Genomic DNA, 24,288 nt, shown 5'->3' with positions numbered 1-24,288 from the left:
CGACAGGCACATAACGGTTTCATGCCAATGGATCGCCGGGGGCGCAGGTCAGGGCCGCCTTATCAACCGTTCAGGTGAGGCTCCTACCAGGACGATTTCCGTATTCCGGGCAATTCTCCGCGGTGCGCCATCGCCCTGAGTCGGACACGCGACAGTTGGAACTTGCGATACACGCCACGCGGACGGCCGTCCACCGCGTCCCGGCTCCGCAGCCGCACCGGCGAGGAGTCCCGCGGCAGCCGCTGGAGCGCCCGCACCGCCGCCGCCCGCTCCTGCGGGTCCGTCCCCGGCGCCGCGATCAGGCGCTTGAGTGCCGACCGCCGCTCCCGGTACCGGTCCACCAGGACCTCGCGCCGCCGCTGCTTCGCGATCGCGCTCTTCTTCGCCATTACCGCTCCTCCCTGAACTCCACGTGCCTGCGCACGACCGGGTCGTACTTCCTCAGGACCAGCCGGTCCGGGTCGTTGCGGCGGTTCTTGCGGGTCACGTACGTGTAGCCGGTGCCAGCGGTCGACCGCAGCTTGATCTTCGGCCGCACGTCGGTGCTCTTGGACGCCATCTCAGACCTTCCTTCCCTGTGCTCGCAGCCGCTGCACGACGGCCTCGACGCCGTCGCGGTCCACGACCTTGATCCCCTTGGCCGACAAGCGCAACCGCACATACCGCCCTTCGCTGGGCAGGTAGTACCGCTTCGTCTGCAGGTTCACGTTCCAGCGCCGGCGGGTCTTCTTCTTCGACCACGGCACGTTGTTGCCGAACCCGGGTCCGGCCCCGGTCACATCGCATGTTCTGGACACGGTCGTCCTCCTCTCGTCGAGCCCTACTATAATGACAATCGTTTTCAATTGGATCGGAGGTCCCATGTCCCAGCTCGCCCAGCCCGGTGCGGCACCGCCGCAGGCCGACCTGCGCCCCGCGCTGACGCTCCTGACCGGCTTCGCCCCCGAGGCGACCCGCGCGACCGCCGACCTGCTCACCCGCGCCGACCCGGCCCTCCTCGTCGTCTCCTACGACCTCTCCTCGCTCGTCGCCGACGGCACCGTCCGCCGCACCGTCCGCGACGGCAGAGGCGTCATCGAGGACGAGCGCACCGCCCTCGAACACGGCTGCCTCTCCTGCACCGTCCGCGAAGACCTCCTCCCGGCCCTCGTCCGCCTCGCCCGCGAGCGGCCCGGCGGCGACCTCGCCCTGGTCCTCCCGCCGTCCATGGAGCCCGAGACCGTCGCCGCCGCCTGCTCCTGGTGCGAGATCGACGGCAGGCCCGTGACCGACGCGATCCGCATCGACTCCGTCGTCGCCGTCTGCGACCCCGCGACCCTCCTCGACACGCTCGACTCGGACCAGGACCTCGCCGACCGCGGACTCCAGGCCGCCGACGACGACACCCGCTCGGTCGCCGACACGGCCGCCCGCCAGATCGAGTACGCCGACACCGTCGTCATGTGGGCCCCGGGCGCGGACGCCGACTTCGAGCACACCCGCGTCTCCGTGCTCCTCCAGCGGCTCAACCCGTGGGCCCGCCACCTCGTCGTCGACCTCGACGAGCCCGCCTGGCTCTCCGCGCGGCTGCGCCGCAGCGGCGGCTTCGACCCCGACGGGCCCGAGCCGTACGGCCGCGGCCTGGAGGGCTACAGCGTCGGATGCCATGAGCCCGAACCGGACTGCGGCGTCGTCGCCACCGTCTACCGGGCCCGCCGCCCGTTCCACCCCGGCCGCTTCCACGAGGCGCTCCCCAAGATCGCGGGCTCCACGCTCCGCGGCCGCGGCCACCTGTGGCTCGCGTCCCAGCCCGACTTCATCGGGGCCTGGGAGTCCGGCGGCGGCGGGGTCTCCATGGGCGGCCTCGGCCGCTGGCTCGCCGCCACCCCCGACGCGGAGTGGGGCGAGTCCAGCCCCGAGCGCCGCGTCAACGCCGACCTGCACTGGGACGACGACTACGGCGACCGCGAGATCCAGCTCGCGTTCGTGGGGCTGCACTTCGCGGCCGACGAGCTGGCCGCCGTCCTGGACGCGTGCCTCCTCACCGACGAGGAGGCCGCCGCGGGCCCGGACGCGTGGCGGGAATACGCCGACCCGTTCGAGGGTTGTCTCGAAGGCAAGGAAGGGATTGAGGAATGAAGCAAGGCATCCACCCGAACTACGACTACGTGGTCTTCCGCGACCGCGGCGCCGACTTCGCCTTCCTCACGCGGTCCACGGCCACCTCGGCCGAGACCGTCGAGTGGGAGGACGGCCGGACCTACCCGGTGATCGACGTCCAGATCTCCTCGGCCTCGCACCCGTTCTGGACCGGCAAGAGCCGCGTCCTGGACGACGAGGGCCGCGTCGCCAAGTTCTACAAGCGCTACGGCCAGAAGGGCAAGTAGCCCGACGACCGCAGCAGGGGCCTCCCCGGCACCGGGAGGCCCCTGCTGTCGTATCCGGAGGAGCTCAGCCGCCGGAGGAGTCGATCTCGGCCCCCACCGGGACCGTCCGGTCGTCGCGGTCGTCGAGCCACCCGTCGGGCAGCGAGACCTTGCCGGGGGAGTTGGTGCGCCCGCGGGGCCTGCCGATCGTCGAGACGGGGAACGGCGCGTCGGCGTCGAGCTTCCCGAGCAGGTCCTCCAGCTCGTTCAGGGTCGAGACCATCGCCAGCTCGCGGCGCAGCTCGCCGCCGACCGGGAACCCCTTGAGATACCAGGCGACGTGCTTGCGGAACTCGCGGCAGCCGTGCTCCTCCGCGTCGATGTTCCGCCGCGCCTCGTACGACTCGGCGCCCGCGATCCACTCCACGAGCAGCTGCGCGTGCCGCAGCATCACCTTCGCGACCTCCCCGAGCGACGGCATGAGGCGCGTTTCCCGCCCGCTGAACGCCGCCTCAAGGTCCCCGAAGAGCCAGGGCCGCCCCAGGCAGCCCCGGCCCACGACGACGCCGTCGCAGCCCGTCTGGGCGGCCATGCGCACCGCGTCGTCGGCCTCCCAGACGTCGCCGTTGCCGAGCACCGGCACGTCGAGGAGGTCCTTCAGGTCGGCGATGGCGTCCCAGTCGGCGGTCCCCGAATACCGCTCGGCCGCGGTGCGGCCGTGGAGGGCGACCCACGCGACGCCCGCGTCCTGCGCGATGAGGCCCGCCTCGCGGTAGGTGAGGTGGTCGTCGTCGATGCCCTTGCGCATCTTCACCGTCACGGGGATGCCACGCTCGGCCGCGGTGTCCACGGCCGCGGTCACGATCTCGCGGAACAGCCGCCGCTTCCACGGCAGCGCCGACCCGCCGCCGCGCCGGGTCACCTTCGGGACCGGGCAGCCGAAGTTCAGGTCGACGTGGTCGGCGAGGTCCTCCTCGACGACCATCCGCACGGCCTTGCGCACCCCTTCGGGGTCCACGCCGTAGAGCTGGAGGCTGCGAGTCTCCTCCTCGGGGTCGAACTCGATGAGCCGCATGGTCTTCGGGTTGCGCTCGGTGAGCGCCACGGTCGTGATCATCTCGCACACGTAGATCCCCGCACCCTGCTCGCGGCAGAGCTTGCGGAACGGCAGGTTCGTGATCCCGGCCATCGGCGCCAGGACCACGGGAGGCGACACGGGCTTCCCCGCGAGCGAGAGCTGATTCGTCACCGGTCGATTATCCCAGCGTCAGCGCCGAGCGCCAAAACCCGGCGGCGTGACCTCTTTCGGGGGACAAACGCGCTCGCGGGCCCGATTCTTGTCGGACCCGCGAGCAAAGCTGGCCGCTACGGTCCCCTCTGGGAGGGTGGGGGCTAGGGACGGCCTACTACCTTCAGCTCTTGATCGGTGCTACTCCAGGTCGACCGTGACCGAAGCGGCCCAGGGCTTTCCGGCGACGTCGTACGCCCCGGCGTAGCTGAAGCCGTCGCCGCCGACGGTCGCGCCGCCGGGGATCGCGGCCTGGCCGTCGAGGTAGGCGTGGAGCTTCTGGCCCTCGAAGTCGGAGACCAGGACCACCGCGGCGCTCCCGGCGTAGTCCTTCACGCCGAGCGCGGGCGTCTCCGAAGCGCACAGCGGGTCGGTCAGCCGCGAGTCCGCGAGCTGCTTGGCGACCTCGCCGCCCGCGACCCAGCTGATCGTCCCGGTGCCGCGGCTCGTCGCGATGAACTGGCCGCTCTGCGCGCCCACGACCAGGCACGTCGGGTTCGCCCCGACCTCCGTGGCCGCGGTCTCGGCGAGTTCCCGGTCCAGCTCGTGGACCGTGCCGTCGCTCGTCGCGACGGCCGGACCGGCCTCCGCGGCGGCCACGTCGGCCACGCCGCCGTCGAACCCGATCGCCTCACCGGCGGCGGCGTCGAACTCCAGCGCCGTCCCGTCGTAGTACTGCGCCGCGATGCCCTGCAGCGTCGAGGTGAGGTCCACGACCGCGACCTGGCTCGCGCTCAGGTCGCCCACGACCGCGTACCCGGAGCCCGCGACCGTGTCGCGGTGCGCCCCGTCCTCCACGGTCCCGCGCTCCAGCGAGAGCGAGCCCGCCGAGTCCGACCAGGCGTCGACCGAGGTCGGCGCCGTGAACGGCAGCGCCACGGTCCCGAGGACCTGCGCCGACGCGAAATGCCCGGGGTTCGGCAGGCCGGGGTAGGACTCCGACCAGCTCGACGAGTACGAACCGCTCTTGTCGCCCATGGCGATCACCACGAGCGCACCGGTCTGCGACGCCGGGTTCCACGTCGTCACGAGCGCCAGCTCGTTCCCGTCGGTCAGCGCCACGTCCGTGGGCACCTGCCCGTCGGGCAGGAGCAGGCACGTGCCGCCCTGCGCGCCGGAGATCCCCGCCGTGGCGATGACCCCCGACGAGAACGCGATCACCGAGTGCGCGCTGACCTCGGCGCTCTGCTCCGGCCGCGCCAGCGCGACCGGCCGCCCGAGGTCCACGCCGAGCCCGGCGATGCACTCGGCGGTCGAGCCCTCCTGGAGCTCCAGTTCAGGGGTGCCGTCCTCGGAGAACCGGCCGCCCGCGCGCGGCGTGAGGCCGATGAGGTCGTCGGTGGACTCGACGGCGGTGACGTGGTCGATGCCGCTGAGGCCAGACTCGTCGGTGAGGTAGCCGAGCTGGCCCTGGACGCTGCGGTCCGCGTCGCCCAGCAGCGGCGCGGTCGCGAGCGCGTCGCCGCCGGTCGCGGCCACTTCCTCTGCGCCCGAGCCGGAACCGGCCTCGCCGTAGCGCCACGAGAACCACTCGGCGCTGCCCGCGGCGGCCGCGAGCTCGGTGTACTGCTCCGCGCTCAGGGCCGCGTCGGCGCCGGGGCTCTCGCTCGCGCCGCCGTCGTCGGACTCGTCGCCCGGGTTCGACGGCTCGCTCGGCGGGGCCGCGCCCAGCATGAGGACGATGCCGATGATGAGGCCGAGAGTGATGAGCCCGCCGATGCCGTAGATGGCGTAGCGGACGCCGCGGTGCGTCGGCGGCGCGGCCCGGACCGGCGGGGCCTGCGAGGGCTCCGGCTCGGCCGCGGTCTCCTCGCTGCGGCGCTGCGCCGGGACCGCCTCTGCGGGGGCGGTCTCGGTGGCGGCGGCCTGCTCGCCGAAGGGCTCCGGGGCGTCGGCGGGGAACCGCTCGCCGCCGTAGGCGCTCTGCGGCGCTTCGGGGAAGCCGGCGGGCTGCTGCTCGCCGTACGGGGACTCGCCGTACCGGGGCTCGCCGAACGGCTGCTCCTGGAAGGCGCCGGGGGCCTGGTCCTGGTAGGCGTCCTGTGGGGCCTGGCCGAAGGCGTCCGTCCCCTGGCCGACAGTGCCCTGCCCGAACGCGGCCTGCTCCTGGAATTGTTGCTGCTGCTCCGGGTACGCGCCCTGCGGGGCGGCCGGGAACGGGTCGGCCTGGTACTGCTGCTGCTCGGCCTGGTACGCGTCGCGGGCGGCCTGGGCCTCGGCCGCGAGGCGGTCGGCCTGGTACGGGTCGGACTGGTAGAGGTCCTGCCCGCCGGCGTCGCCGCGGTACTGGGTCTGGCCGTACACGTCGGCCTCGTACGGGTCGGCGCGCAGCTCGGGGAACTCCAGGCTCCCGCCCTGCTGCGGCTCGGGGGCGTTGAAGCCGGGCCCGGACGCGGGGGCGGCGCCCGGGTCGGGGCGGAACGCCTGCGGGTCGGCGGGGCCGGGCTGTCCGGGGACGCCCGGCGGGGGCCACGCGGCGCCGCCTCCGGCGAGGCCGCGGCCGGTGTGCGACTGCTGGGAGATCCAGTCCTGGTTCGAGCGGGGCGGCCAGTCGGCGGACTCGCCCCACTCGCCCTGCTGCTGCGGGGGCGCGCTCGGAGGCGCGCCCGGGGTCTCGAAGAGCGTCCCGCGGACCTCCCCGGCGCGCGGCGGCTCGGCGCCGCCGAGGTCGCTCGCCCACTCGTTCCGCCGCGCCTCGGGGTCGAGGTCGTCGCGGGGCGCGGGGTCGCCGAACAGGTTCGGGCCCGCGGGCGGACGGGGATCGGACGACGCCTCTTCTTCCGGCGCTGCGGAAGGCAGGTGACCCACCCCGCGCGCGGTGATTCGGGGCGGATTCGTGGGTGTGGCCGCGGGTTCGCTGGTGGGAGGCCAGGAGGGCGGCTGCTCGGGCGATGGGTCCGGCATGATAGGCGACTCTAGCCGATCGGGGCGCGAGGCCGTGAGGCGTGGTCGGGAAAGATGTGACAGAGGAACATGGTACGGCGGGGGTTCGACCTCGAAGTTCTTCGGCGCCAAGCGGTTCCGGGCCGCCCGAAGGGGACGTGACGTTCGCCGCGGGCGTGTCGCCGCGTCGCCTCACAACCGCCGCGTCCGCCGCCGCGGTGTCGGACCCGGCAGGCAGAATGGTGGAGGCAGAAAGAGGTGAACAGTGGCGGGGCGAATCCGGGACGCCGACATCCAGCTCGTGCGCGAGCGGGTGGACATCGCCGAGGTCATCGGCGAGCGCGTCACCCTGCGCAACGCCGGAGGCGGGAACCTCAAGGGCCTGTGCCCCTTCCACGACGAGCGCTCCCCGAGCTTCAACGTCACCCCCGCGCGCGGCGTCTACCACTGCTTCGGCTGCGGCGTGGGCGGCGACGCGATCACGTTCCTCACCGAGCTCGACGGGCTCACGTTCGTCGAGGCCGTCGAGCGGCTCGCCGGGAAGGCCGGGCTCAAGCTCACCTACGAGGACGTCGACGGTCGCGTCCAGCGCGGACCCTCGGGCCAGCCGGGCCTGAAGCAGCGGCTCCTCGACGCGCACACCGCCGCCGCCGAGTTCTACACCGGGAAGCTCCTGTCGCCCGAGGCGATGACCGCCCGGCAGTTCCTGTCCGCGCGCGGCTTCGACCGCGACGCGGCGGCCACCTTCGGCTGCGGGTACGCGCCCGACGCGTGGGACGCGCTCGCGAAGCACCTGCGCGCCAAGGGCTTCACCGCCGAGGAGCTGACCCAGGCGGGCCTGGCGAAGCCGTCCAGGTCGGGCAGCCTCATCGACCGGTTCCGGCGGCGCCTGGTGTGGCCGATCCGCGACTCGTCGGGGTCGGTCATCGGCTTCGGGGCGCGCAAGCTCTTCGACGACGACCAGGGGCCGAAGTACCTGAACACGCCCGAGACGCCCCTGTACAAGAAGTCGCAGGTGCTGTACGGGATCGACTTGGCGCGCAAGGAGATCGCGAAGACCGGCCGGGTCGTGATCGTCGAGGGGTACACCGACGTCATGGCCTGCCACCTCGCGGGCGTGCCGATGGCGGTCGCCACGTGCGGCACCGCGTTCGGCGCTGAGCACATCCGGGTGCTGCGCCGGTTCCTGTTCGACTCCGAGTCCGCCGACGGGCGGATCATCTTCACGTTCGACGGCGACGAGGCGGGCCAGCGGGCCGCCCTCAAGGCCTTCGACGAGGAGCAGCGGTTCGTCTCGCAGACGTACATCGCGGTCACCCCAGGGGGACAGGACCCGTGCGAGCTGCGCCAGTCCGCGGGCGACACCGCGGTGCGCGAGCTCATCGAGCGGCACACGCCGCTGGTGCAGTTCGCGATCGAGCGCGCGATCGCCAAGCACGACCTCGACACCGCCGAGGGCCGCCTGCACGCGACGCGCGCCATCGCGCCGCTGCTCGCGCGCGTCAAGGACCGCGGCCTCGTCGAGGAGTACCTCGGCGTGTACGCCGGGCGGCTCGGCAAGGAGAAGGCCGAGCTGCGCCGCGCCGTCCAGGGCGCCGCCGCCGGGCAGGCCCCCGCCGAGGCGCCACCGCAGCCGCGCCGGGAGATGCGCGCCGACTCGATGCAGCTGCGCGCCCAGCGCGAGGTCCTCAAAGTGGCGCTGCAGCAGCCGCAGGTCGCCGGGCCGTACTTCGACGCCGTCGACGCCGCGCCCTACACCGACCCGAACTACCGGGCCGTGCGCGAGGCCATCGCCGCCGCGGGCGGCGCCGCGCACGCCGCGGCCGGGCCCAACTGGGTCGCCGCCGTCCAGGCCGCGTGCGCCGAGATCGCCGCCGGGGCGCTCGTCTCGGAACTGGCCGTGGAGGAGCTGCGGCTCGCGGGCGAGCCCGACGCCCTCTACGTGCGCACGATCCTCGCGCGCATCCAGCGGCCCGTCGTCGAAGCCGAGGTCGCCGACCTCAAGCGCCGCCTCCAGCGCATCAACCCCAGCACCGACAAGGACCAGTACATGTCCCTGTTCGGCCAGCTCATGGGCCTGGAGCAGCACGTGCGGTCCCTGCGGGACCAGGCCGCGAACGCCTTCGAGTAGACCGAAAGGCCGCCCCCGTCGCCGGGAGCGGCCTGCGAAGACTCGATTGCTAGAGCGCGGCCTTGATCGGCTGCGGCTTCGGGTTGCGCAGCGGCTCGCCGTGGGCGTGGAGTTCGCCGAGGGCTTCCTTCCACGACTGGATCAGGCCCGTCGCGTGGTAGGGGATGCCCTTCTCGATGCAGAACTCCTCGACGATCGGCTGCGCGTACTTCAGGTGCACCGACGGCATCGCCGGGAACAGGTGGTGCTCGATCTGGTAGTTCAGGCCGCCGAGCGCGAAGTCGGTGAACCAGCCGCCCTTGACGTTCCGGGAGGTCAGCACCTGCTTGCGGAGGAAGTCCAGCTCGGTCTCGCCGACGAACGTCGGCATGCCCTTGTGGTTCGGCGCGAAGACCGAGCCCATGTACACGCCCCACGCGGCCTTGTGCACCAGGATGAACACGACGGCCTTGCCGGGGGACAGGAACATGAAGACCAGCGACAGGTACGCGGCCCAGTGCAGGGCCAGGAACAGCGCCTCCATGCCGCGGTTCTTCAGGCCCGGCTTGAGGACCGACTTGATGCCCGACCAGTTCAGGTTGAGGCCCTCAAGGGTGAGGACCGGGAAGAACAGCTGCGCCTGGTACTTGCCGAACCAGGTGGCGATGCCCTGCGCGATGCCCGCCTGGCGCTTCGACCACACGAACAGGCCCGGCGCGACGTCGGGGTCGAGCTCCTCGTGGTTGGGGTTGGCGTGGTGGCGGTTGTGCTTGTCGTTCCACCAGCCGTAGCCCATGCCGTTGGCGAGGTTCCCGGTGAACCAGCCGATCTTCTGCGACGCGGCGCGGCTGCGCACGACCTGGCGGTGCGCGAGGTCGTGGCCGAGGAACGCGACCTGCGCGCTCACGATCGCGAGGAACACCGCGGTCAGCAGCTGCCACCAGGTGTTCCCGATCATCGCGAACGCGACCCAGCCGCCGATGAACACCGCGCCCGTGAGGGCGAAGCGGATGACGTAGTACGCAGGGCGGCGGCGCATGAGCCCCGCCGCGGTGATGCGGCGCGAGAGCTGCGCGAAATCGCTGCCGGTCCGCTGCGGGGCCTCGGCGGTGAGCGTCATGGAAGCTTCCGATCTGTCGGGGTCGTTCTCGACCCCATAAGCCTCCCGGTTCCGGGCCGCCGAGTCGCTACCGCTGACCCGTCAAAAAAGGTAGTGCTTGCCCTACCTTTCCCAGCGGGCTCCCAGGTTCACGCAGCGCAACGTAAGGGAACACCCCGGATCGCGTAAGGACCGTGACAGGGAGTAAGGAGTGGAACGGTGTCACATGAGGGATCTAGGCTCGAACACATGCCTGATGACAACGAGATCCTGGTCAGCGCCGCCGACCTGCGGAAGAGCTACGGCGAGCACGAGGCCGTGCGCGGCGTGGACTTCGAGATCCGCCGCGGCGAGGCCTTCGGCTTCCTCGGCGCGAACGGGGCCGGCAAGTCCACCACCATGCGGATGATCGGCTGCGTCTCCCAACCCACCGGCGGCACCCTGGAGGTCTTCGGCCGCGACCCGCACACCGAAGGCGCCGCCATCCGCGCCCGCCTCGGCGTCGTCCCCCAGGACAACACCCTCGACGACATGCTCACCGTCTTCGAGAACCTCGTCGTCTACGCCGGGTACTTCGGCATCAGGAAGAAGGCCGCCCGCGCGAAGGCCGACGAGCTCCTCGACTTCGTGCAGCTCAGCGCCCGCGCCAAGGACCAGGTCTCCGACCTCTCCGGCGGCATGCAGCGCCGCCTCGCCATCGCCAGGTCCCTCATCAACGACCCCGAACTGGTCATCCTCGACGAGCCCACCACCGGCCTCGACCCGCAGGCCCGCCACCTCGTCTGGGAGCGCCTCTTCCAGCTCAAGCACCGCGGCGTCTCCATCCTCCTCACCACCCACTACATGGACGAGGCCGAGCAGCTCTGCGACCGCCTCGTCGTCATGGACGAAGGCCGCATCATCGCCTCCGGCTCCCCCCGCGAGCTCATCGACACCCACGTCACCAAGGAGGTCGTGGAGCTGCGCTTCGGCACCGCCCACACCGCCGAGCTCGCCGCCCTCGCCCACACCCTCGACGGCGTCGGCGCCCAGATCGAGCCGCTGCCCGACAAGATCCTCGTCTACACCGACGACGCCGACGACACGAACGCCGCCCTCGAAGCCCGCGACATCCACCCGTCGTCGGTCCTCGCCCGCCGCGCCACCCTCGAAGACGTTTTCCTGCGCCTCACCGGCCGCGCCCTCGTGGAGGACGAGGCGTGACCACCGCAACCGCCGCAGCGGAAACCACCGTCGACCGCGAGGCCCCCACCGCCCTCACCGGCGCCTGGCGCGCGTTCACGCTCCAGCTCGCCCTCTTCAAACACGTCTGGCACGGCACCGTCTTCACCTCCGTGCTCCTGCCGATCCTCTACATGGTCTCGATCGGCATCGGCGTCGGCGCCTACATCGACCCCGCCTCCCTCGGCGGCCTCGACTACGCCGCGTTCATCGCGCCCGGCCTCATCTGCTCCGTCGCCGTCATGATGCTCGGCAACGACATGGTCTTCCCCGTCTTCGGCGGCTACGCCGACTGGGGCGGCGGCTACCTCGCCCAGCGGGCCACCCCGCTGCGCCCCGTCGACATCCTCAACGGCCACCTCGCCTACGCGGTCCTGTTCCGCCCCTTCACGAACTGCACGATCGTCGCGGTCGTCATGGCGTTCTTCGGCGTCTACACCTCCTGGTGGGCCGCGTTCGCCGTCATCGCCGCCGCGCTCGTCTCCGCCGCGATGGCCCCCTGGATGCACGCCTGGGCCTCGACGCTCAAGAACGACTCGAACCTGAACATGATCTTCCGGTTCGCCGTCATGCCGATCTCCCTGTTCTCCGGGGTGTTCTTCCCCGCCGACCAGATGCCGGTGTTCCTACAGCCGCTCGTGTGGATCTCGCCCCTGTGGCACGGCACCGAGCTCGCGCGCGCCGCCACCGCCGACGTCGTGCCCGCACTGCCGCCCTACGCCCACATCGCCTACCTCGCGCTGCTCGCCGTGACGGGCTGGTTCGCCGCCCGCCGCGTCATCGAGCGACGCCTGAACTTCTAGGGAGCCCGCGTGTCCGTCATCGCCTACGGCGCCGCCCGCGCCGGCCTCCGCAACTCCGGCGCCCTGCTCAACCGCAACTGGGTCGCCATGCGCCGCGCGTGGATCCTCATCCTCTCCGGCGCCGTCGAATCCCTGCTGTTCCTGTTCGCCTTCGGATTCGGCGTCGGCGCCCTCGTCGGGGACATCACGCTCCCGAACGGCACCACCGTCTCCTACACGGCCTACGTGGCCCCCGCGATCCTCGCGAACGCCGCCATGATGGGCGTCCTCGCCGAGACCTCCATCAACGTGTTCGCCAAGTTCAAGTGGATGAAGGTCTACGACGGCATCCTCAACACCCCGCTGCGCCCCTGGGACGTCGCCCTCGGCGAGGTCTGGTGGGCCCTCATCCGCGGCTTCACCTACATCGGCGCGTTCGTGGTCGTCATGGGGCTCTTCGGACTCCTCGACTCCTGGTGGGCGCTCCTGGCGATCCCCGCGTGCGTGTTCATCGCGCTCGCGTTCGCCGGGATCGGCCTCACCCTCGCCACGCTGTTCCGCGACTGGACCGACTTCGACTGGATGAACGCCGTCGTCTTCGCGATGTTCCTGTTCGGCGGCACCTTCACGCCCGTCGAGGCCTACCCGGCCTTCGCGCAGCCGATCGTCTACGTCATGCCGCTGTACCACGGCATCGAGCTCGTCCGCGGCATCAGCCTCGGCCAGCTCGGCCCGATGATGCTCGTCCACATCGCCTATCTCCTCGCGCTCGCGGTGGGCGGCATGTGGATCGCGCAGCGCCGACTTGCACGGGCTCTGTATAAGTAGCAGTGGTCAAGCAGCAGGCCGCGTCCCCGTCCGCGGGGGCGCGGCTGACCTGTCTGTAAGAAACTTTTCTTCACATGTGATCTTCACAACGAAGTAAATCTTCGGTACGTTCCCCTTATGAGACACCGAAACCGACGAATCGCACTCCTCGTCGCGGCGCTCTTCACCGCGGTCGCCGCCTCCTTCGCGCCGACCCTGGTCTCGAACGCCGACGACTTCACGGCGCAGGCCGTCTCCCACAAGAGCCCGTTCAACTGCAACAAGACGTTCTACGCGAACAACTGGTCGGGCGGGCACAACCCGAGCAACTCCATCGACTGGCAGACCTACGGGTCCGACGCCATCAACGGCGAGACCGTCCGGGCCACCGCCGCGGGCACCGCCTACTTCTACAACGAGGGCTCCACCAGCTACGGCCGGTGGGTCAAGGTCGTCCACTCCGACGGCACCCAGACCCGCTACGCCCACCTCGCCACGCAGGTGAAGGCCCCCGGCTCCTCCATGTCCGTCTCGCAGGGCACCGTCATCGGCACCGTCGGCTCCACCGGCGGCTCCACCGCTCCCCATCTGCACTACGAGCAGCGGAACGCCAGCGGCTCGGTCGTCAGCCCCGTCGTCGAGGGCGTCTCGGTCCCCTTGGGCACCAAGAAGGCCGTCACCTCCTCGAACGGCTGCTCCGGCGGCAACCCGTACACCCCGGGCCAGGTCTGCGGCTCCGGCTACTCCCAGATCAACCAGCACGCCCTCGGCACGGTCGGCGCGGTCTTCCTGATGTACAACAGCTCCAACGGCTACAACTGCGTCGTGACCCTGAAGTACACCAGCGTCGGCACCGCCTCCGCGGTCTCCGCCAGCCTCCAGGTCGAAGGCGGCACCACCACCAAGGACTCCGGCAACTTCGCCTACTACGCAGGCCCGGTGAAGAAGTCCGCCCCCAACACCTGCGTCAAATGGGGCGGCTCCGTCGGCTCGACCACCTGGACGAGCGCCTGGAGCCATTGCGGCTGACCCGCCGCATCATGAAGCCCGCTAAGGTGGGCGCGTGAGAACCCTCCTGCGACTGTGCATCGTCGTCGCGTTGGCCTGCGCGCCCGCCTTCGCCCCTTCGGCCGCTTTCGCCGCCGGGGGGCCGCAGGTGCTCGTCTTGACGACCGGGGCCGAGGCCGAGGACGTGGCGGACTACGCGGTCGAGCGCCTCCAGATGGAGGCCCGCCGCTGGAACTTCACCCTCACCGAGGGCGAGCCCGCCGACCTGGAAGACCTCGGCGACGTCGACGTGGTCGTCTTCGTCAACACCGGGGTCGACATCCTGGACCAGGCGCAGGAGGCGTCCCTCCAGTCGTTCGTCACGCGCGGGGGCGGGTTCGTCGCCACGAACTCGGCCGCGCTCAGCGAACCGGACTGGAACTTCTACGGCGAGATGATCGGCGCCACGGCGCTCGCACCGCCGCAGGACCCGCCCACCGAGCAGGACGTCTCGTTCAACTCCGGCTCCCCGATCACCGACGGCCTCGACGAGGAGCTGACGCTCAACGAGCGCTGGTACTTCTTCGATCCCGAACCGGCGCAGCCGGAGTCGACGATCCTCGCGCAGCTCGGCTCCGGCGACCCGGTCGCCTGGAGCTCCGAGTCGCACCGCGCCTTCTACGCCTCCCCGGGCGGCGAGGGCAAGACCTGGGGCGACCGCGACTTCCTCCAGCTGATCCGCCAGGCCATCTGGTGGGCCGCGGGCGAGGAGGGCGTGCTGCTCCAGAACTCCGACGACGCGGCCCCCGAATGGCCCTACACGTGGACGTTCGCGTTCTTCGTCATCGCGGTCGCCGGCGGCGGCTCGATCGCCGTGTGGCGCCTCGACAAGGACGAGACGCGGCGCGAGGCCGAAGCGGAAGCGGACAGGGCGGTCACCACCGGAACCTAAGCACTGCAAGCAAAAAGGGCGGACCGAAAGGTCCGCCCTTTTTCTCGTCCCCGCGACTGTGCTTTTGCACGACGGTGCCGGACCGCTCGGAGCAAGAAGTTCCCACGACCCGCTCACACCCCCGGAGCGCCCATACGGCCCAGGGGGCCGAGCCGCGTCCGGCACCGCGCGGATCGGAGTCTACAACCGCCCGGTCACAAGGGTCCGCACATTCGCGACGCCGTTCTCGAAGGGCAGGTCCTCGTCCTCGGGCTCCTCCTTCGGCCCGCCCGAGCGCTGCTTGATCGAGACCTCTTCGAGCGGGATCGCGAGCAGGGCCGACATCGCGTTCTCCTTCTCGCTGGCCTCGCGGGACCGCTCGGAGCGGCCCTCCGCGAACCGGTCGATCAGGGCCTTGAACGTGCTCCAGCGCACGTCCTCGTCCTCCACCAGCCGGGCCTCGGCGTGCACCACGACGCTCCGGTAGTTCATCGAGTGGTGGAACCAGCTCTTGGAGAAGACGAGCCCGTCGACCACCGTGGCACTCACCGTGACCGGGAACGGCCCGCGCGCGCCCAGGCCCATGCTCCCGCCCGTGGAGCCGTGGACGTACAGCGTGTCGCCAACGCGCACATGGAACGTGGGCAGGATGCGGGGCGCGCCGTCGGGGCCGACGAACGCGAGGTCGCAGAACAGCGCCTCGTCGAGGACCCGGTAGGACTCGGCCTTCTCGTAGGTGACCCGCTCGCGCGAGCGCTTCGGCGTCGTCCGCTCCGTCTGCTCGAACCGGCCGCTGGAGGGGCATTCGAGGGTGGACATCGAGGGGGGCTCCCATCGTAAAATATGTACTGATACAATACTGAAGTTATGTCGGTACAGTATCAGATCACCGGTGCCGCGGCAACCGAGATCGCCGCCAGCGTCGAGGCCGGCGTGCGCTCCGGCGAGCTCGCGCCCGGCCGCACCCTGCCCCCCGTCCGCAAGCTCGCCGCCGACCTCGGCGTCGCGCCCGGCACCGTCGCGTCCGCGTACCGGCGGCTGCGCGAGCGCGGCGTGGTCGAGACCGGCGGCCGCGCGGGCACCTTCGTGCGCCAGCGGTCCGCGTTCACGCCCGTCGGCACGCTCACGGTGCCCGCCGGGGTCCGCGACCTCGTCTCCGGCGAGCCCGACCCCGCGCTCCTGCCCGACCTGAGCCTCCTGCGGGACAAGGTCGAGATCAGCGGCGGCAACTACCGCGACGGCGGCCCCTGCCCCGACCTGCTCGACCTCGCCCGCGAGCGCTTCGCCGCCGACGGCGTCCGCGGCGAGCTCACCGTCACCTCCGGCGCCCTCGACGCGTTCGAGCGCGGCCTCGCCGCCCGGCTCGAACCCGGCGACACGATCGCGATCGAGGAGCCCACCTGGGCCAGCGGCCGCGACCTGCTCCTGGCGGCCGGATACCAGGTCGCGCCGATCGCCATCGACGGCGAGGGCCCGCTGCCCGGCCAGCTCGACGCGGCGCTCGCCTCCGGCGCCCGCGCGTTCATCCTCACGTCGAGGGGTCAGAACCCCACGGGCGCAACGGTCTCCGCCGAACGCGCGCGGCGGCTCCGCGAGGTGATCGCCCGCCATCCGGGCGTCTTCGTCATCGAGGACGACCACTGGGCCGAGCTGTCGCAGACGCCGCTGCACTTCGTCGCCGACGCCGCCGACCTGTGGATGTTCGTGCGCTCGGTCTCCAAGCCCTACGGGCCCGACCTGCGCACCGCGCTCGTCGCCGCCGACGCCGACACCAAGGCCCGCATCCAGGGCCGCATGGCCCTCGGCCACGGCTGGGTCTCGCGGCTGCTCCAGCACTTCGTCATCGCCGCGTGGACCGACGACGGCGTCGCGGAGACGATCCGCCGCGCCGGCCGCGTCTACGTCGAGCGTCAGACGGCCCTGCGGGAGGCCCTCGCGGCCCGCGGCGTCGCGACGTGGGGGACCTCCGGCCTGAACCTGTGGGTGCCCGTCGCCGACGAGACGGCCGCGGTCGTCGCGCTGCGCGACGCCGGGTACGCGGTCGCCCCCGGCCGCGGCTTCTCCTTCCACGGCGACCAGGGCATCCGGATCAGCACCTCCCGGCTCGACCCCGAAGCGGCCCCCGCGGTCGCCGACGCGGTCGCCTACGCCTCCGGTCCGGCGACGCCGCCGATCTGACCGGGACCCGGGCCGACCTCAGCGGCCCGGCTTACAACTCCAGAAAGGACACCCCGTGACCGCGACTGCACTCCCGGACACGACTCGAATCCAGAAGCGGGTCCTGCGCACCCTGTTCGCCACGCAGGTCCTCGGCGGCCTCGCCGTCGGCATCGGCATCGCCGTCGGCGCCCTCCTCGTGGAGGACATGACGGGCTCGTCGACCTACGCGGGCCTCGCGCAGAGCCTCTTCGTCGGCGGCTCCGCGCTCGTCGTCGTCCCGGCCGTGCGCATCACCGAGCGCTTCGGCCGCCGCGGCGGCCTCGCCTTCGGCTACGCGTGCGCCGTCGCCGGAACGCTGGTCATCATCGCGGCGATCCACCTCGACAACGCCCCCGTCGCCGTCCTCGGCTACTTCCTGCTCGGCTCGGCCTCCTTCGCCGGACTCCAGTCCCGGTACGCCGCAGCGGATCTCGCCCCCGAGGCGCGCCGCGGCTCCCACCTCGCGATCGTCGTGTGGGCGACCACGCTCGGCTCCGTCGTCGGCCCCTCGGTCGCCGGGCTCGCCGAGCGCGCGTGGGCGGCCTGGTTCGGCGGACCCGAGTACGTCGGCTCGATGGCCGCGATCGGATTCCTGTGCGTCCTCACCGCCGCCGTCATCGGCGTGTTCCTGCGCCCCGACCCGCTGCTCACCGCCCGGCAGATCAGCGGCGAGACCGACGCGCCGCGCCGCTCCATCGCCGACGGGTTCCGCACCGCGAAGGCCAACCCGGCCGTGCGCACCGGCGTCGTCGCCGCGGCCCTCGGGCACTTCGTCATGGTCGGCGTCATGGCGATGACGGCCCTGCACATCAAGCACGGCATGGTCGACCCCGACCAGGCCCTCACCGTCGTCGGCGTCATCCTCGGCCTGCACATCGGCGGCATGTACGCGCTCGCGCCGGTCGTCGGGCGCCTCGTGGACCGTCGCGGCTCGCGCCCGGTCCTGGTGGGCGGCACCGCGATCCTCGTCGCCGCGTGCGCGGTCGCGGGCTCGGCGCCCTCGGACGACCACGTGCGCATCACGATCGGGCTGATCCTGCTCGGCCTCGGCTGGTCCGCGATGACCGTCGGCTCGGCCGCGCTCGTCACCGGCGCGGTCACCCCCGCGCAGCGCCCGTCGACGCAGGGCTTCTCGGACCTCGTCATGGGCCTGGCGGCCATGGGCGCAGGCATCGCCTCGGGCCCGATTGTGGAGTACTGGGGCTACGGGATGCTGTGCGTCTTCTGCGCCGTCGTGGCGCTGTGCGTGGTCCCGTTCCTCATGGGCGGCTTCGCTGGCCCGAAGCCCGCCGAGGAATCCGCGTAACCCTATATCCTATTTCCTATAGGATATAGGGTTTCAGTAGCCGTAGGCGCTGGGCGCGTTCTGGCCGCCGTCGACCGGCACGACGGCGCCGTTCACCGCTCTCGCCTTGTCCGACAAGAGGAACGCGATGACCTCCGCCACGTCCTTGGGGTCCACCAGCTCCTTCGCGGGGAACTCCTCCAGGAACGCTTCGTAGCGGCCGGGGTCGGCCACGCGCATCCGGTCCCAGTTGCGGTCGGGGATGAGCATCGATCCGGGCGCGACCGCGTTGACGCGCACGCCCGTGGGGCCCAGCTCGCGGCCGAGGATCGTCGCGGCGTGGTTGAGCGCGGCCTTCGTGGCGCCGTACGCGAGCCCGGGGGAGGGCTTCGACCCGGAGATGGAGGAGACCAGCACGGCCGCGCCGCTGCGGCGCCGCAGCTGCGGCAGGGCCGCCTTGAGGGCCGTCATCGCGTTCACCACGTTGACGTTGAGCGTGTAGGCCCAGTCGTCCGGCTCGGTGTCGGTGAGGCTGCGGCCGCGGGCGCCGCCGACGTTCGCCACGACCCCGCCGAGGTCGCCGAGGCGCCGGCCCGCCTCGTGCACGAAGTCGACGAGCAGCTCCCCGTCGTTCACGTCGAGCGCGCGCGAGGCGACCTGCACGTCGTACTCAGCGCGCAGCTTCGCCGCGAACTCGTGCAGCGGCGCGGGGTTCCGCGCGCACAGGGCCAGCGGGACGCTCTGGGAGGCCAGGAGTTCGGCCGTGGCCTGGCCGAGGCCGTGGCTCGCTCCGGTGATGAGGACTGGGCTGTTGAGTTGCATGCCGTTCATTTTGACCTGACGTGTCTCGTCCGGTCCACGTCCGACCGGCGGGGGTGGGCCCCGCCGGTCGGACGGTTCGCCATCAGCGCCAGGCGGAGAGAGGGTTATCGAGCCTGCCCGCGTAGATCAGGCTCTCCTCCTGGTTCTCGATGTCCACCATCTGCTGGTTGTTCTTGAGCTGCAAGCGGTTCAGGCACGAGAGCGGGAACGCGTCCTCGAACAGCGGGAACCGCGCGAACGCCTCGGCCAGCTCGGGGTGGTCCTTCTCATAGTCCTTGAGCGCCTCGGCGGCGACCCGCCAGAACTCGTCCTCGCTGAGGACGCCGTCGACGTGCAGGATGCCGGCGAGGAACCGCAGGAAGCAGTCGGCGACGTCGGTGAGGATCGACAGGGCCCGCACCCCGTCGGGCACGTCGGCCCTGATCCGCCCGATCGCCTCGGGCACCTCGGTGGTCGGCTCCAGGACCGCGCACTCCTCGCCGATGTCCTTGAGGAACACCCGCTCCACGGCGCCGTCCTTGAGCACCAGGATGATGTTCTCCCCGTGCGGCATGAACACCAGCCCGTACCTGTACAGGCAGTGCACGAGCGGCACCAGGTACGCGTCGAGGTACCCGCGCAGCCAGTCGGCCGGGCGCAGGCCCGAGCGGCGGATGAGCGCCGACGCGAACGGCTTCCCGTCCCGGTCGACGTGCAGCAGCGACGCCATGGTCGCGGCGCGCTCCCCCTTGCCCAGCTTGGGGACCGGGCTCTCGCGCCACAGGGCCGCGAGCATCTTCCGGTACGGGGACCCCTTCGGCGCCCCGGCCGTGTAGGCCGGGTGCCGGTAGCCCACGGCGGCCCGCTCGCGGAGCACGGTCGTGCCGTGCCGCTTCAGGGTCGGGTCGCCGTGCACGAGGTCCGCCACCCAGTCGCAGATCGCGGGCGTGACCTCCATGTACTCGGTCGACAGGCCCCGCATGAACCCCATGTTCAGCACCGACAGCGCGGTCTTGACGTAGTCGCGGCCGGGGTCGGTGCGGTCGAAGAACGTGCGGATCGACTGCTGCGCCTGGAACTCGTCGTGGCCCTCGCCGAGCGGGATGAGCCGCCCGGCGGCGATCTCGGGCGCGAACGTCACGGAGATCTTGTTGCGCCACTGCCACGGGTGCACCGGGATCAGGTAGACGTCCTCATAGGTCAGTCCCCGGTCGGTGAGGACCGACGCGAAGTACTCGCGCGAGTCGGCGTCGACCTGGGTGTCCAGGAGCCACTGGAAGTCCAGTTCCGGCGAGGAGGCGAACATCGCGTGCTCGCGCGGCGCGGCGAGCCACATGAGCCGCACGCCCGCACCGGCTTCGGGCGCGTAGGCCCGGTAGTCCTCGGCGGTGAACCCGAGGCGCCCCGACCCGGCCACGAAGCACGGGTGCCCGCCGGTCATGGCCGCCTCGATCGCCTGGAAGCCCGCGCCGACGAGCGCCGCCGAGGTCGGCTGGTCCTCCGCGAGCTGGAACGCCCCGCGGTTGACGGTGGCCGCGACCTCTTCGAGGTAGACCGGCAGCACCGCGTCGCTCAGGCCCAGTTCGCCCTTGAACGCCAGGAAGAACGCGGCCGCGTCGGCCTCCAGCGCCGCCCCGTCGGGGCCGGTGCGCTCGACCGAGTCCGGGTCGACCACCCAGTGGTCGAGCTTGAACCGCCGCGCGCTGAACCGATAGCGTTCGCCGCCCGCTTGCAGCACATACGATTCGCCGTCCTTGACGGGCACGAGCAGCCGCTCGTGGGCGAACTCGCCGATGGCCTTGGCCAGCAGGTTCCTGGTGGCCCGCTGCCACAGGGACGGGGTCAGGTGGTCGATCGCGCTCACGCGTTCACTCCTCTCGCTTCGGACCGCTCGAAGTCCATGCGGGTGCAGAAGCTCAGCAGCGCCTCCTTGTCCTTGAGCGCCACCGTCCTCTCCGGATGGAAGCCGGCGAACTCGTTGAGCCGGTGGATGGCCTCGTTGCCGGAGTCGGGCTCGACGACGACCCGCTCGGCGCGGAAGCCCTCGAACAGCAGGTGCATCACCGCGGTCATGACGCCGCGCGTGAACCCGGGGATCGGCTTGTCGGTCGGGGCCGTGAGCACGTGCATGCCCACGTCCCCCTCCTGCGGGTCGTACACCGACGCCAGCTCCGAATGCGCCGGGTCGTAGACCTCCACGAGGAACCGGGCCCGGTAGTGGTACAGCCCCATGTACGCGAAGTGGTACGGATTGTCTTGAATGGACTCGTGCTCGGCGAGCACTTCGGCCACGGCGGCGTCCTGCATCATCCAGTAGCGGGCCTTCGGGTGCGTGACCCACTCGTGGATCAGCGGCGAGTCGGTCGGCGGGTCGACCGGGCGCAGCCCGAAGTCGCCGAGGCTCGGATGCAGGTGGTAGAAGGTCGCGGGGGCGGTCGCAAGGGTCATGGTGTCGGTGCTCCGAACTCCTGGAAGCCGATTCGCTGCTCGATGGGGTAGACCTCCCGGCCGGTCATCGACCGGATGATCCAGGAGTTGCGGTGGGCGGCCATGCCCAGGTCGGGGGCGGTGAAGCCGTGGGTCGCGAGTTCGGCGTTCTGGACGAAGACCTCGCCCCCGCCCGCCTTGTCGACGCTGTAGTCGCGGCGGGGCTCCAGGCGGCCGGTCGCGTCGAAGCGCAGCCGGTCCCGGACCTGGTCGAGGAAGGCGGGGACGCGGTAACTGTAGCCGGTGGCGAGCACGAGGCCCTCGGTGACCAGCTCGAAGCTCCGGTCCTGCTCGTGCTGGCGCACACCGAGTCGCACGCTGCCGCATCCGGCGGCCTTCTCCACGGTGCAGTTCGTGAACAGGCGCGTCGGCACCGACCCCATCGTGAACTTCTTCTCGTACAGCACGTCGAAGATGTCGTTGATCAGCTCCGCGTTGATGCCCTTGTACAGTCCCTTGTGGGCCTGGTTGAGCTCGTCGCGCTTCGCCGCCGGGAGCGCATGGAAGTAGTCCACGTACTCCGGGCTGGTCATCTCCAGGGTCAGCTTCGTGTATTCGAGCGGGAAGAACCGCGGCGAACGCGTCACCCAGTTCAGCTCGTACCCGCCTTCCTCGATGCCCCCCAGCAGGTCCCGGTAGATCTCGGCGGCGCTCTGGCCCGATCCGACCACGGTGATCGACTTGCAGCCCTTGAGCTTGTCCCGGTTCTCAAGGTAGGACGAGGCGTGGCAGACGGTCTCGGACTCCAGCTCCCGGCACGCGGGCGGCACCCACGGCGGCGTGCCGGTGCCGAGTACCAGGCGCTTCGCGCGGTCGGTGCGCGTGCCGCCGGGCCCTTCGGAGGTGACGGCGTAGGCGCCGTCCTCCCAGGCGACGGCGGTGACCTCCCGCTCGAACTCCAGGTTCGCCATCCTCCTCGCGGCCCAGCGCAGGTAGTCCTGGAACTCGGCGCGCAGCTGGAAGAACGACTCGCGGATGTAGAACGGGTAGATCCGCCCGGTGTCCTTGAGGTAGTTGAGGAACGAGTACGGCGAGGTCGGGTCGGCGAGCGTCACGAGGTCGGCCATGAACGGCACCTGCATGGTGGTGCCCTCGATGAGCATCCCGGGGTGCCAGTCGACGTCGGGCTTGCGCTCCAGGAACAGCCCGTCGAGGTCGAGCGGGGCGGTGAGCGCGGCGAGGCCGAGGTTGAACGGCCCCAGGCCGATGCCGATGAAGTCGCGGACGGTCACTTGGCCTCCTTGCCGTGGCGCGCGAGCGCCTCCAGCACCGGGACGACGTCCTCAAGGGACGTCTCGGGGTTGAGCAGGGTGAGCTTGAGGGCGATGCGGCCCTCGACGCGGGTCGCGGCGACCATGCCCTCGCCGGAGGCCGCGAGGGCCTCGCGAGCGGTGCGGTGCACCTCGTCGTCGGCGCCCGCCAGGCGGAACAGCACGGTCGAGAGCTGCGAGGGCGGCGCGGCGATCTCGAAGCGCGGGTCGGAGGCGAGCCAGTCCCAGGTCTGGTCGGCGAGGGCGCAGACGCGGTCGAACATGGCGCCGACGGCGTCGGGTCCCAAGGTGCGCAGCGTCATCCACAGCTTCAGCGCGTCGAAGCGGCGCGTGGTCTGGAGGCTCTTGTCGACCTGGTTCGGCAGCGCGCCCTCGGCGGGGTTGAGGTAGTCGGCGTGGTGCGTGACGTGGCGCAGCGCGGCCCGGTCCTTGACGAGCAGCGCGGAGGAGCTGACGGGCTGGAAGAACGACTTGTGGTAGTCGACGGTGACCGAGTCGGCCTGCCCGATGCCGTCGAGGAGCCCGCGGTGCTCCAGGGACACGAGCAGCCCGCACCCGTACGCGGCGTCGACGTGGAGCCAGACCCCGTGCGCCGCGGCGATTTCGGCGATCGGCCCGAGCGGGTCGACGGACCCGAAGTCGGTGGTCCCGGCGGTGGCGACGACCGCGGCGGGCACGTTCCCCTGCTCGCGGCAGGTCTCGATGGCGGCGTCGAGGGCCGCGGGGTTCAGGCGGAACCAGTCGTCGGCGGGCACCGTCACCACGGCGTCCTCGCCGAGGCCGAGGATCCTGGCGGCCTTGACGACCGAGAAGTGCGAGTGCGGGGAGGCGAAGAACCGCAGGCGGGGGAGGACCTCGACGCTCCGCAGGGGCGTTTCGGCCTCGACGCGGTGCTTGAGGAGCACGGCCTCCACGGCCTCGTCGCGGGCGAGGAGGAGCGCGTGCAGGTTCGACTGCGTCCCACCGGAGGTGAACACGCCGTCGGCGTCCGGGCCGAGGCCGACGCGCTGCGCGGTCCAGTCGATGAGCCGCTGCTCGATGAGGGTTCCGCCCGCGCTCTGGTCCCAGGTGTCCACGGAGGTGTTCACGGCCGCGAGGACGGTCTCGGCGGCGACGGCCGGGAGTGCCACGGGGCAGTTGAGGTGGGCGAGGTAGCGCGGGTGGTGGAACCAGACCGCGTCGTCGAGGTAGAGCCCGCCGATCTCGTCGAACGCGGCCTCGAAGGACTCCAGGGGCCGGTCGAGGTCGACGGCCGCGACGGCGGGCGCGAGGGCCGCCGGTGCGGCGCCGGTCCACGGCTGATCGACCGCGGCGAACCGCTCGGCCAGGCGGGCGGCGACGTCGGCGACGAGGCCGCGGTAGGCGGCCGCCGAGTCGCGGCCGAGGAGGGCCGGGGGTGCGGTGCGGTCGAGCGGCGCGGGGGCCGGACGGAGGTCGGCGCTTGTCAGCACGGAGTGTCACCTTTCTCGGAGGGACTGCGCGGATGGGGAACCCGGGGAGCGTGTAGGTTAGGCTAACCTAAGCCCGTGTCGGGCGAAAGACCTCATCCCGAATGGTGATGTTCTCCACGGTTCTCTGCGCGAACGACCGCTAATCGGCTTTTGCGTGAAATGACGGCAAACCCCATCTTGCTCCATTGTGGAGCGACGGGGTATGCTGCGGCCCAGCCGGTCCGCCGCTCCTGGGGCGGCTGGAAAAGAATGTCGCGGCGGCGCCCGGGGGGAGTCGCCGCCGCGTTCACATCATCTCGGACCGCTCGGTCGCTGTCTGTCGGCGATCCGACACCGGTCGG

The 24,288-nt window shown here is 71.4% G+C and carries 22 protein-coding genes; 10 read left to right on the top strand and 12 right to left on the bottom strand.

Going from position 1 to position 24,288, the window contains the following annotated elements:
* Positions 1–83: 83 nt before the first annotated feature.
* The 3 genes from rpsN to rpmB are packed head-to-tail and all read right to left on the bottom strand — an operon-like array spanning position 84 to position 797.
* The gene (gene rpsN / locus WA640_RS02545; protein ID WP_335985931.1) at positions 84–389 is read right to left on the bottom strand and encodes a 30S ribosomal protein S14; all 306 of its coding nucleotides are present in this window, start codon (positions 387–389) and stop codon (positions 84–86) included.
* Positions 389–559, bottom strand: coding sequence for a 50S ribosomal protein L33 (gene rpmG, locus WA640_RS02540; protein ID WP_106361992.1), 171 nt, complete (start codon positions 557–559; stop codon positions 389–391). Before rpmG ends, rpsN begins: the two co-directional genes overlap by 1 nt.
* 1 nt (position 560) lies before the next feature.
* A complete protein-coding gene (gene rpmB, locus WA640_RS02535; protein WP_335985930.1) occupies positions 561–797 on the bottom strand; it encodes a 50S ribosomal protein L28 in 237 nt (78 codons plus the stop codon).
* A gap of 64 nt (positions 798–861) precedes the next feature.
* Between rpmB and WA640_RS02530 the strand changes: the two genes are divergently transcribed.
* Positions 862–2,118 (top strand): CobW family GTP-binding protein, encoded by a 1,257-nt coding sequence (locus WA640_RS02530; protein WP_335985929.1) that lies wholly within the window; start codon positions 862–864, stop codon positions 2,116–2,118.
* Positions 2,115–2,366, top strand: a complete 252-nt coding sequence (locus tag WA640_RS02525; RefSeq protein WP_106361994.1) for a type B 50S ribosomal protein L31 — start codon at positions 2,115–2,117, stop codon at positions 2,364–2,366. The genes WA640_RS02530 and WA640_RS02525 overlap by 4 nt, the downstream gene beginning before the upstream one ends.
* Positions 2,367–2,430: 64 nt before the next feature.
* Here WA640_RS02525 and dusB read toward each other — a convergent pair whose 3' ends face one another.
* Positions 2,431–3,594, bottom strand: a complete 1,164-nt coding sequence (gene dusB / locus WA640_RS02520) for a tRNA dihydrouridine synthase DusB (RefSeq protein WP_335985928.1) — start codon at positions 3,592–3,594, stop codon at positions 2,431–2,433.
* A gap of 180 nt (positions 3,595–3,774) precedes the next feature.
* Positions 3,775–6,537, bottom strand: a complete 2,763-nt coding sequence (locus WA640_RS02515; RefSeq protein WP_335985927.1) for a hypothetical protein — start codon at positions 6,535–6,537, stop codon at positions 3,775–3,777.
* A 244-nt stretch (positions 6,538–6,781) separates the two neighbouring features.
* Between WA640_RS02515 and dnaG the strand changes: the two genes are divergently transcribed.
* Positions 6,782–8,647: a DNA primase gene (gene dnaG / locus WA640_RS02510; RefSeq protein ID WP_106361997.1), complete on the top strand. Its 1,866-nt coding sequence runs from the start codon at positions 6,782–6,784 to the stop codon at positions 8,645–8,647.
* Between the two features lie 49 nt (positions 8,648–8,696).
* On the opposite strand, the gene WA640_RS02505 is transcribed toward dnaG, so the two are convergent.
* A complete protein-coding gene (locus WA640_RS02505) occupies positions 8,697–9,746 on the bottom strand; it encodes a fatty acid desaturase family protein (protein ID WP_335985926.1) in 1,050 nt (349 codons plus the stop codon).
* A gap of 228 nt (positions 9,747–9,974) precedes the next feature.
* On the opposite strand from WA640_RS02505, the gene WA640_RS02500 reads away from it, so the two are divergent.
* The 5 genes from WA640_RS02500 (at position 9,975) to WA640_RS02480 (ending at position 14,474) form a co-directional block, all read left to right on the top strand.
* Positions 9,975–10,928, top strand: a complete 954-nt coding sequence (locus tag WA640_RS02500; RefSeq protein ID WP_335985925.1) for an ABC transporter ATP-binding protein — start codon at positions 9,975–9,977, stop codon at positions 10,926–10,928.
* Positions 10,925–11,749, top strand: coding sequence for an ABC transporter permease (locus WA640_RS02495; protein WP_335985924.1), 825 nt, complete (start codon positions 10,925–10,927; stop codon positions 11,747–11,749). The genes WA640_RS02500 and WA640_RS02495 overlap by 4 nt, the downstream gene beginning before the upstream one ends.
* A gap of 9 nt (positions 11,750–11,758) precedes the next feature.
* On the top strand, positions 11,759–12,556 hold the full coding sequence (locus WA640_RS02490) for an ABC transporter permease (protein WP_245888842.1): 798 nt from the start codon (positions 11,759–11,761) through the stop codon (positions 12,554–12,556).
* Positions 12,557–12,673: 117 nt separating this feature from the next.
* Positions 12,674–13,564, top strand: a complete 891-nt coding sequence (locus WA640_RS02485; RefSeq protein WP_106362002.1) for a M23 family metallopeptidase — start codon at positions 12,674–12,676, stop codon at positions 13,562–13,564.
* A 34-nt stretch (positions 13,565–13,598) separates the two neighbouring features.
* Positions 13,599–14,474 (top strand): ThuA domain-containing protein, encoded by an 876-nt coding sequence (locus WA640_RS02480; protein ID WP_335985922.1) that lies wholly within the window; start codon positions 13,599–13,601, stop codon positions 14,472–14,474.
* A 180-nt stretch (positions 14,475–14,654) separates the two neighbouring features.
* On the opposite strand, the gene WA640_RS02475 is transcribed toward WA640_RS02480, so the two are convergent.
* Positions 14,655–15,272 carry a pyridoxamine 5'-phosphate oxidase family protein gene (locus WA640_RS02475; protein ID WP_335985920.1) on the bottom strand — a complete coding sequence of 206 codons (618 nt, stop codon included), beginning with the start codon at positions 15,270–15,272 and terminating at the stop codon, positions 14,655–14,657.
* Between the two features lie 48 nt (positions 15,273–15,320).
* On the opposite strand from WA640_RS02475, the gene WA640_RS02465 reads away from it, so the two are divergent.
* Positions 15,321–16,631, top strand: a complete 1,311-nt coding sequence (locus WA640_RS02465; RefSeq protein ID WP_442904652.1) for an aminotransferase class I/II-fold pyridoxal phosphate-dependent enzyme — start codon at positions 15,321–15,323, stop codon at positions 16,629–16,631.
* A gap of 55 nt (positions 16,632–16,686) precedes the next feature.
* A complete protein-coding gene (locus tag WA640_RS02460; protein ID WP_335985919.1) occupies positions 16,687–17,958 on the top strand; it encodes an MFS transporter in 1,272 nt (423 codons plus the stop codon).
* A gap of 33 nt (positions 17,959–17,991) precedes the next feature.
* On the opposite strand, the gene WA640_RS02455 is transcribed toward WA640_RS02460, so the two are convergent.
* From WA640_RS02455 to WA640_RS02435, 5 genes are all read right to left on the bottom strand, one after another.
* The gene (locus WA640_RS02455; protein ID WP_335985918.1) at positions 17,992–18,759 is read right to left on the bottom strand and encodes an SDR family NAD(P)-dependent oxidoreductase; all 768 of its coding nucleotides are present in this window, start codon (positions 18,757–18,759) and stop codon (positions 17,992–17,994) included.
* 82 nt (positions 18,760–18,841) lie between these two features.
* Entirely contained in the window at positions 18,842–20,602 is a 1,761-nt protein-coding gene (locus WA640_RS02450; RefSeq protein ID WP_335985917.1) for an IucA/IucC family protein, read from the bottom strand.
* A complete protein-coding gene (locus WA640_RS02445) occupies positions 20,599–21,186 on the bottom strand; it encodes a GNAT family N-acetyltransferase (protein WP_335985916.1) in 588 nt (195 codons plus the stop codon). The genes WA640_RS02450 and WA640_RS02445 overlap by 4 nt, the downstream gene beginning before the upstream one ends.
* Entirely contained in the window at positions 21,183–22,457 is a 1,275-nt protein-coding gene (locus WA640_RS02440; RefSeq protein WP_335985915.1) for a lysine N(6)-hydroxylase/L-ornithine N(5)-oxygenase family protein, read from the bottom strand. The genes WA640_RS02445 and WA640_RS02440 overlap by 4 nt, the downstream gene beginning before the upstream one ends.
* Positions 22,454–23,944, bottom strand: coding sequence for a pyridoxal phosphate-dependent decarboxylase family protein (locus WA640_RS02435; protein ID WP_442904678.1), 1,491 nt, complete (start codon positions 23,942–23,944; stop codon positions 22,454–22,456). Before WA640_RS02435 ends, WA640_RS02440 begins: the two co-directional genes overlap by 4 nt.
* Between the last annotated feature and the right edge of the window lie 344 nt (positions 23,945–24,288).

The organism is Glycomyces sp. MUSA5-2, assembly GCF_037034145.1.
Lineage (GTDB): Bacteria > Actinomycetota > Actinomycetes > Mycobacteriales > Micromonosporaceae > Glycomyces > Glycomyces artemisiae.
The sequence above is the reverse complement of the archived record's forward strand: the minus strand, read 5'-3'. Positions and strand labels throughout refer to the sequence as shown.

What these genes read in the sequence shown, in the direction of transcription:
- rpsN (WP_335985931.1), bottom strand. Translation starts at nt 389, where the DNA reads ATGGCGAAGAAGAGCGCGATCGCGAAGCAGCGGCGGCGCGAGGTCCTG.
- rpmG (WP_106361992.1), bottom strand. Translation starts at nt 559, where the DNA reads ATGGCGTCCAAGAGCACCGACGTGCGGCCGAAGATCAAGCTGCGGTCG.
- WA640_RS02530 (WP_335985929.1), top strand. Translation starts at nt 862, where the DNA reads ATGTCCCAGCTCGCCCAGCCCGGTGCGGCACCGCCGCAGGCCGACCTG.
- WA640_RS02525 (WP_106361994.1), top strand. Translation starts at nt 2,115, where the DNA reads ATGAAGCAAGGCATCCACCCGAACTACGACTACGTGGTCTTCCGCGAC.
- WA640_RS02515 (WP_335985927.1), bottom strand. Translation starts at nt 6,537, where the DNA reads ATGCCGGACCCATCGCCCGAGCAGCCGCCCTCCTGGCCTCCCACCAGC.
- WA640_RS02505 (WP_335985926.1), bottom strand. Translation starts at nt 9,746, where the DNA reads ATGACGCTCACCGCCGAGGCCCCGCAGCGGACCGGCAGCGATTTCGCG.
- WA640_RS02500 (WP_335985925.1), top strand. Translation starts at nt 9,975, where the DNA reads ATGCCTGATGACAACGAGATCCTGGTCAGCGCCGCCGACCTGCGGAAG.
- WA640_RS02485 (WP_106362002.1), top strand. Translation starts at nt 12,674, where the DNA reads ATGAGACACCGAAACCGACGAATCGCACTCCTCGTCGCGGCGCTCTTC.
- WA640_RS02475 (WP_335985920.1), bottom strand. Translation starts at nt 15,272, where the DNA reads ATGTCCACCCTCGAATGCCCCTCCAGCGGCCGGTTCGAGCAGACGGAG.
- WA640_RS02465 (WP_442904652.1), top strand. Translation starts at nt 15,321, where the DNA reads ATGTCGGTACAGTATCAGATCACCGGTGCCGCGGCAACCGAGATCGCC.
- WA640_RS02455 (WP_335985918.1), bottom strand. Translation starts at nt 18,759, where the DNA reads ATGCAACTCAACAGCCCAGTCCTCATCACCGGAGCGAGCCACGGCCTC.
- WA640_RS02445 (WP_335985916.1), bottom strand. Translation starts at nt 21,186, where the DNA reads ATGACCCTTGCGACCGCCCCCGCGACCTTCTACCACCTGCATCCGAGC.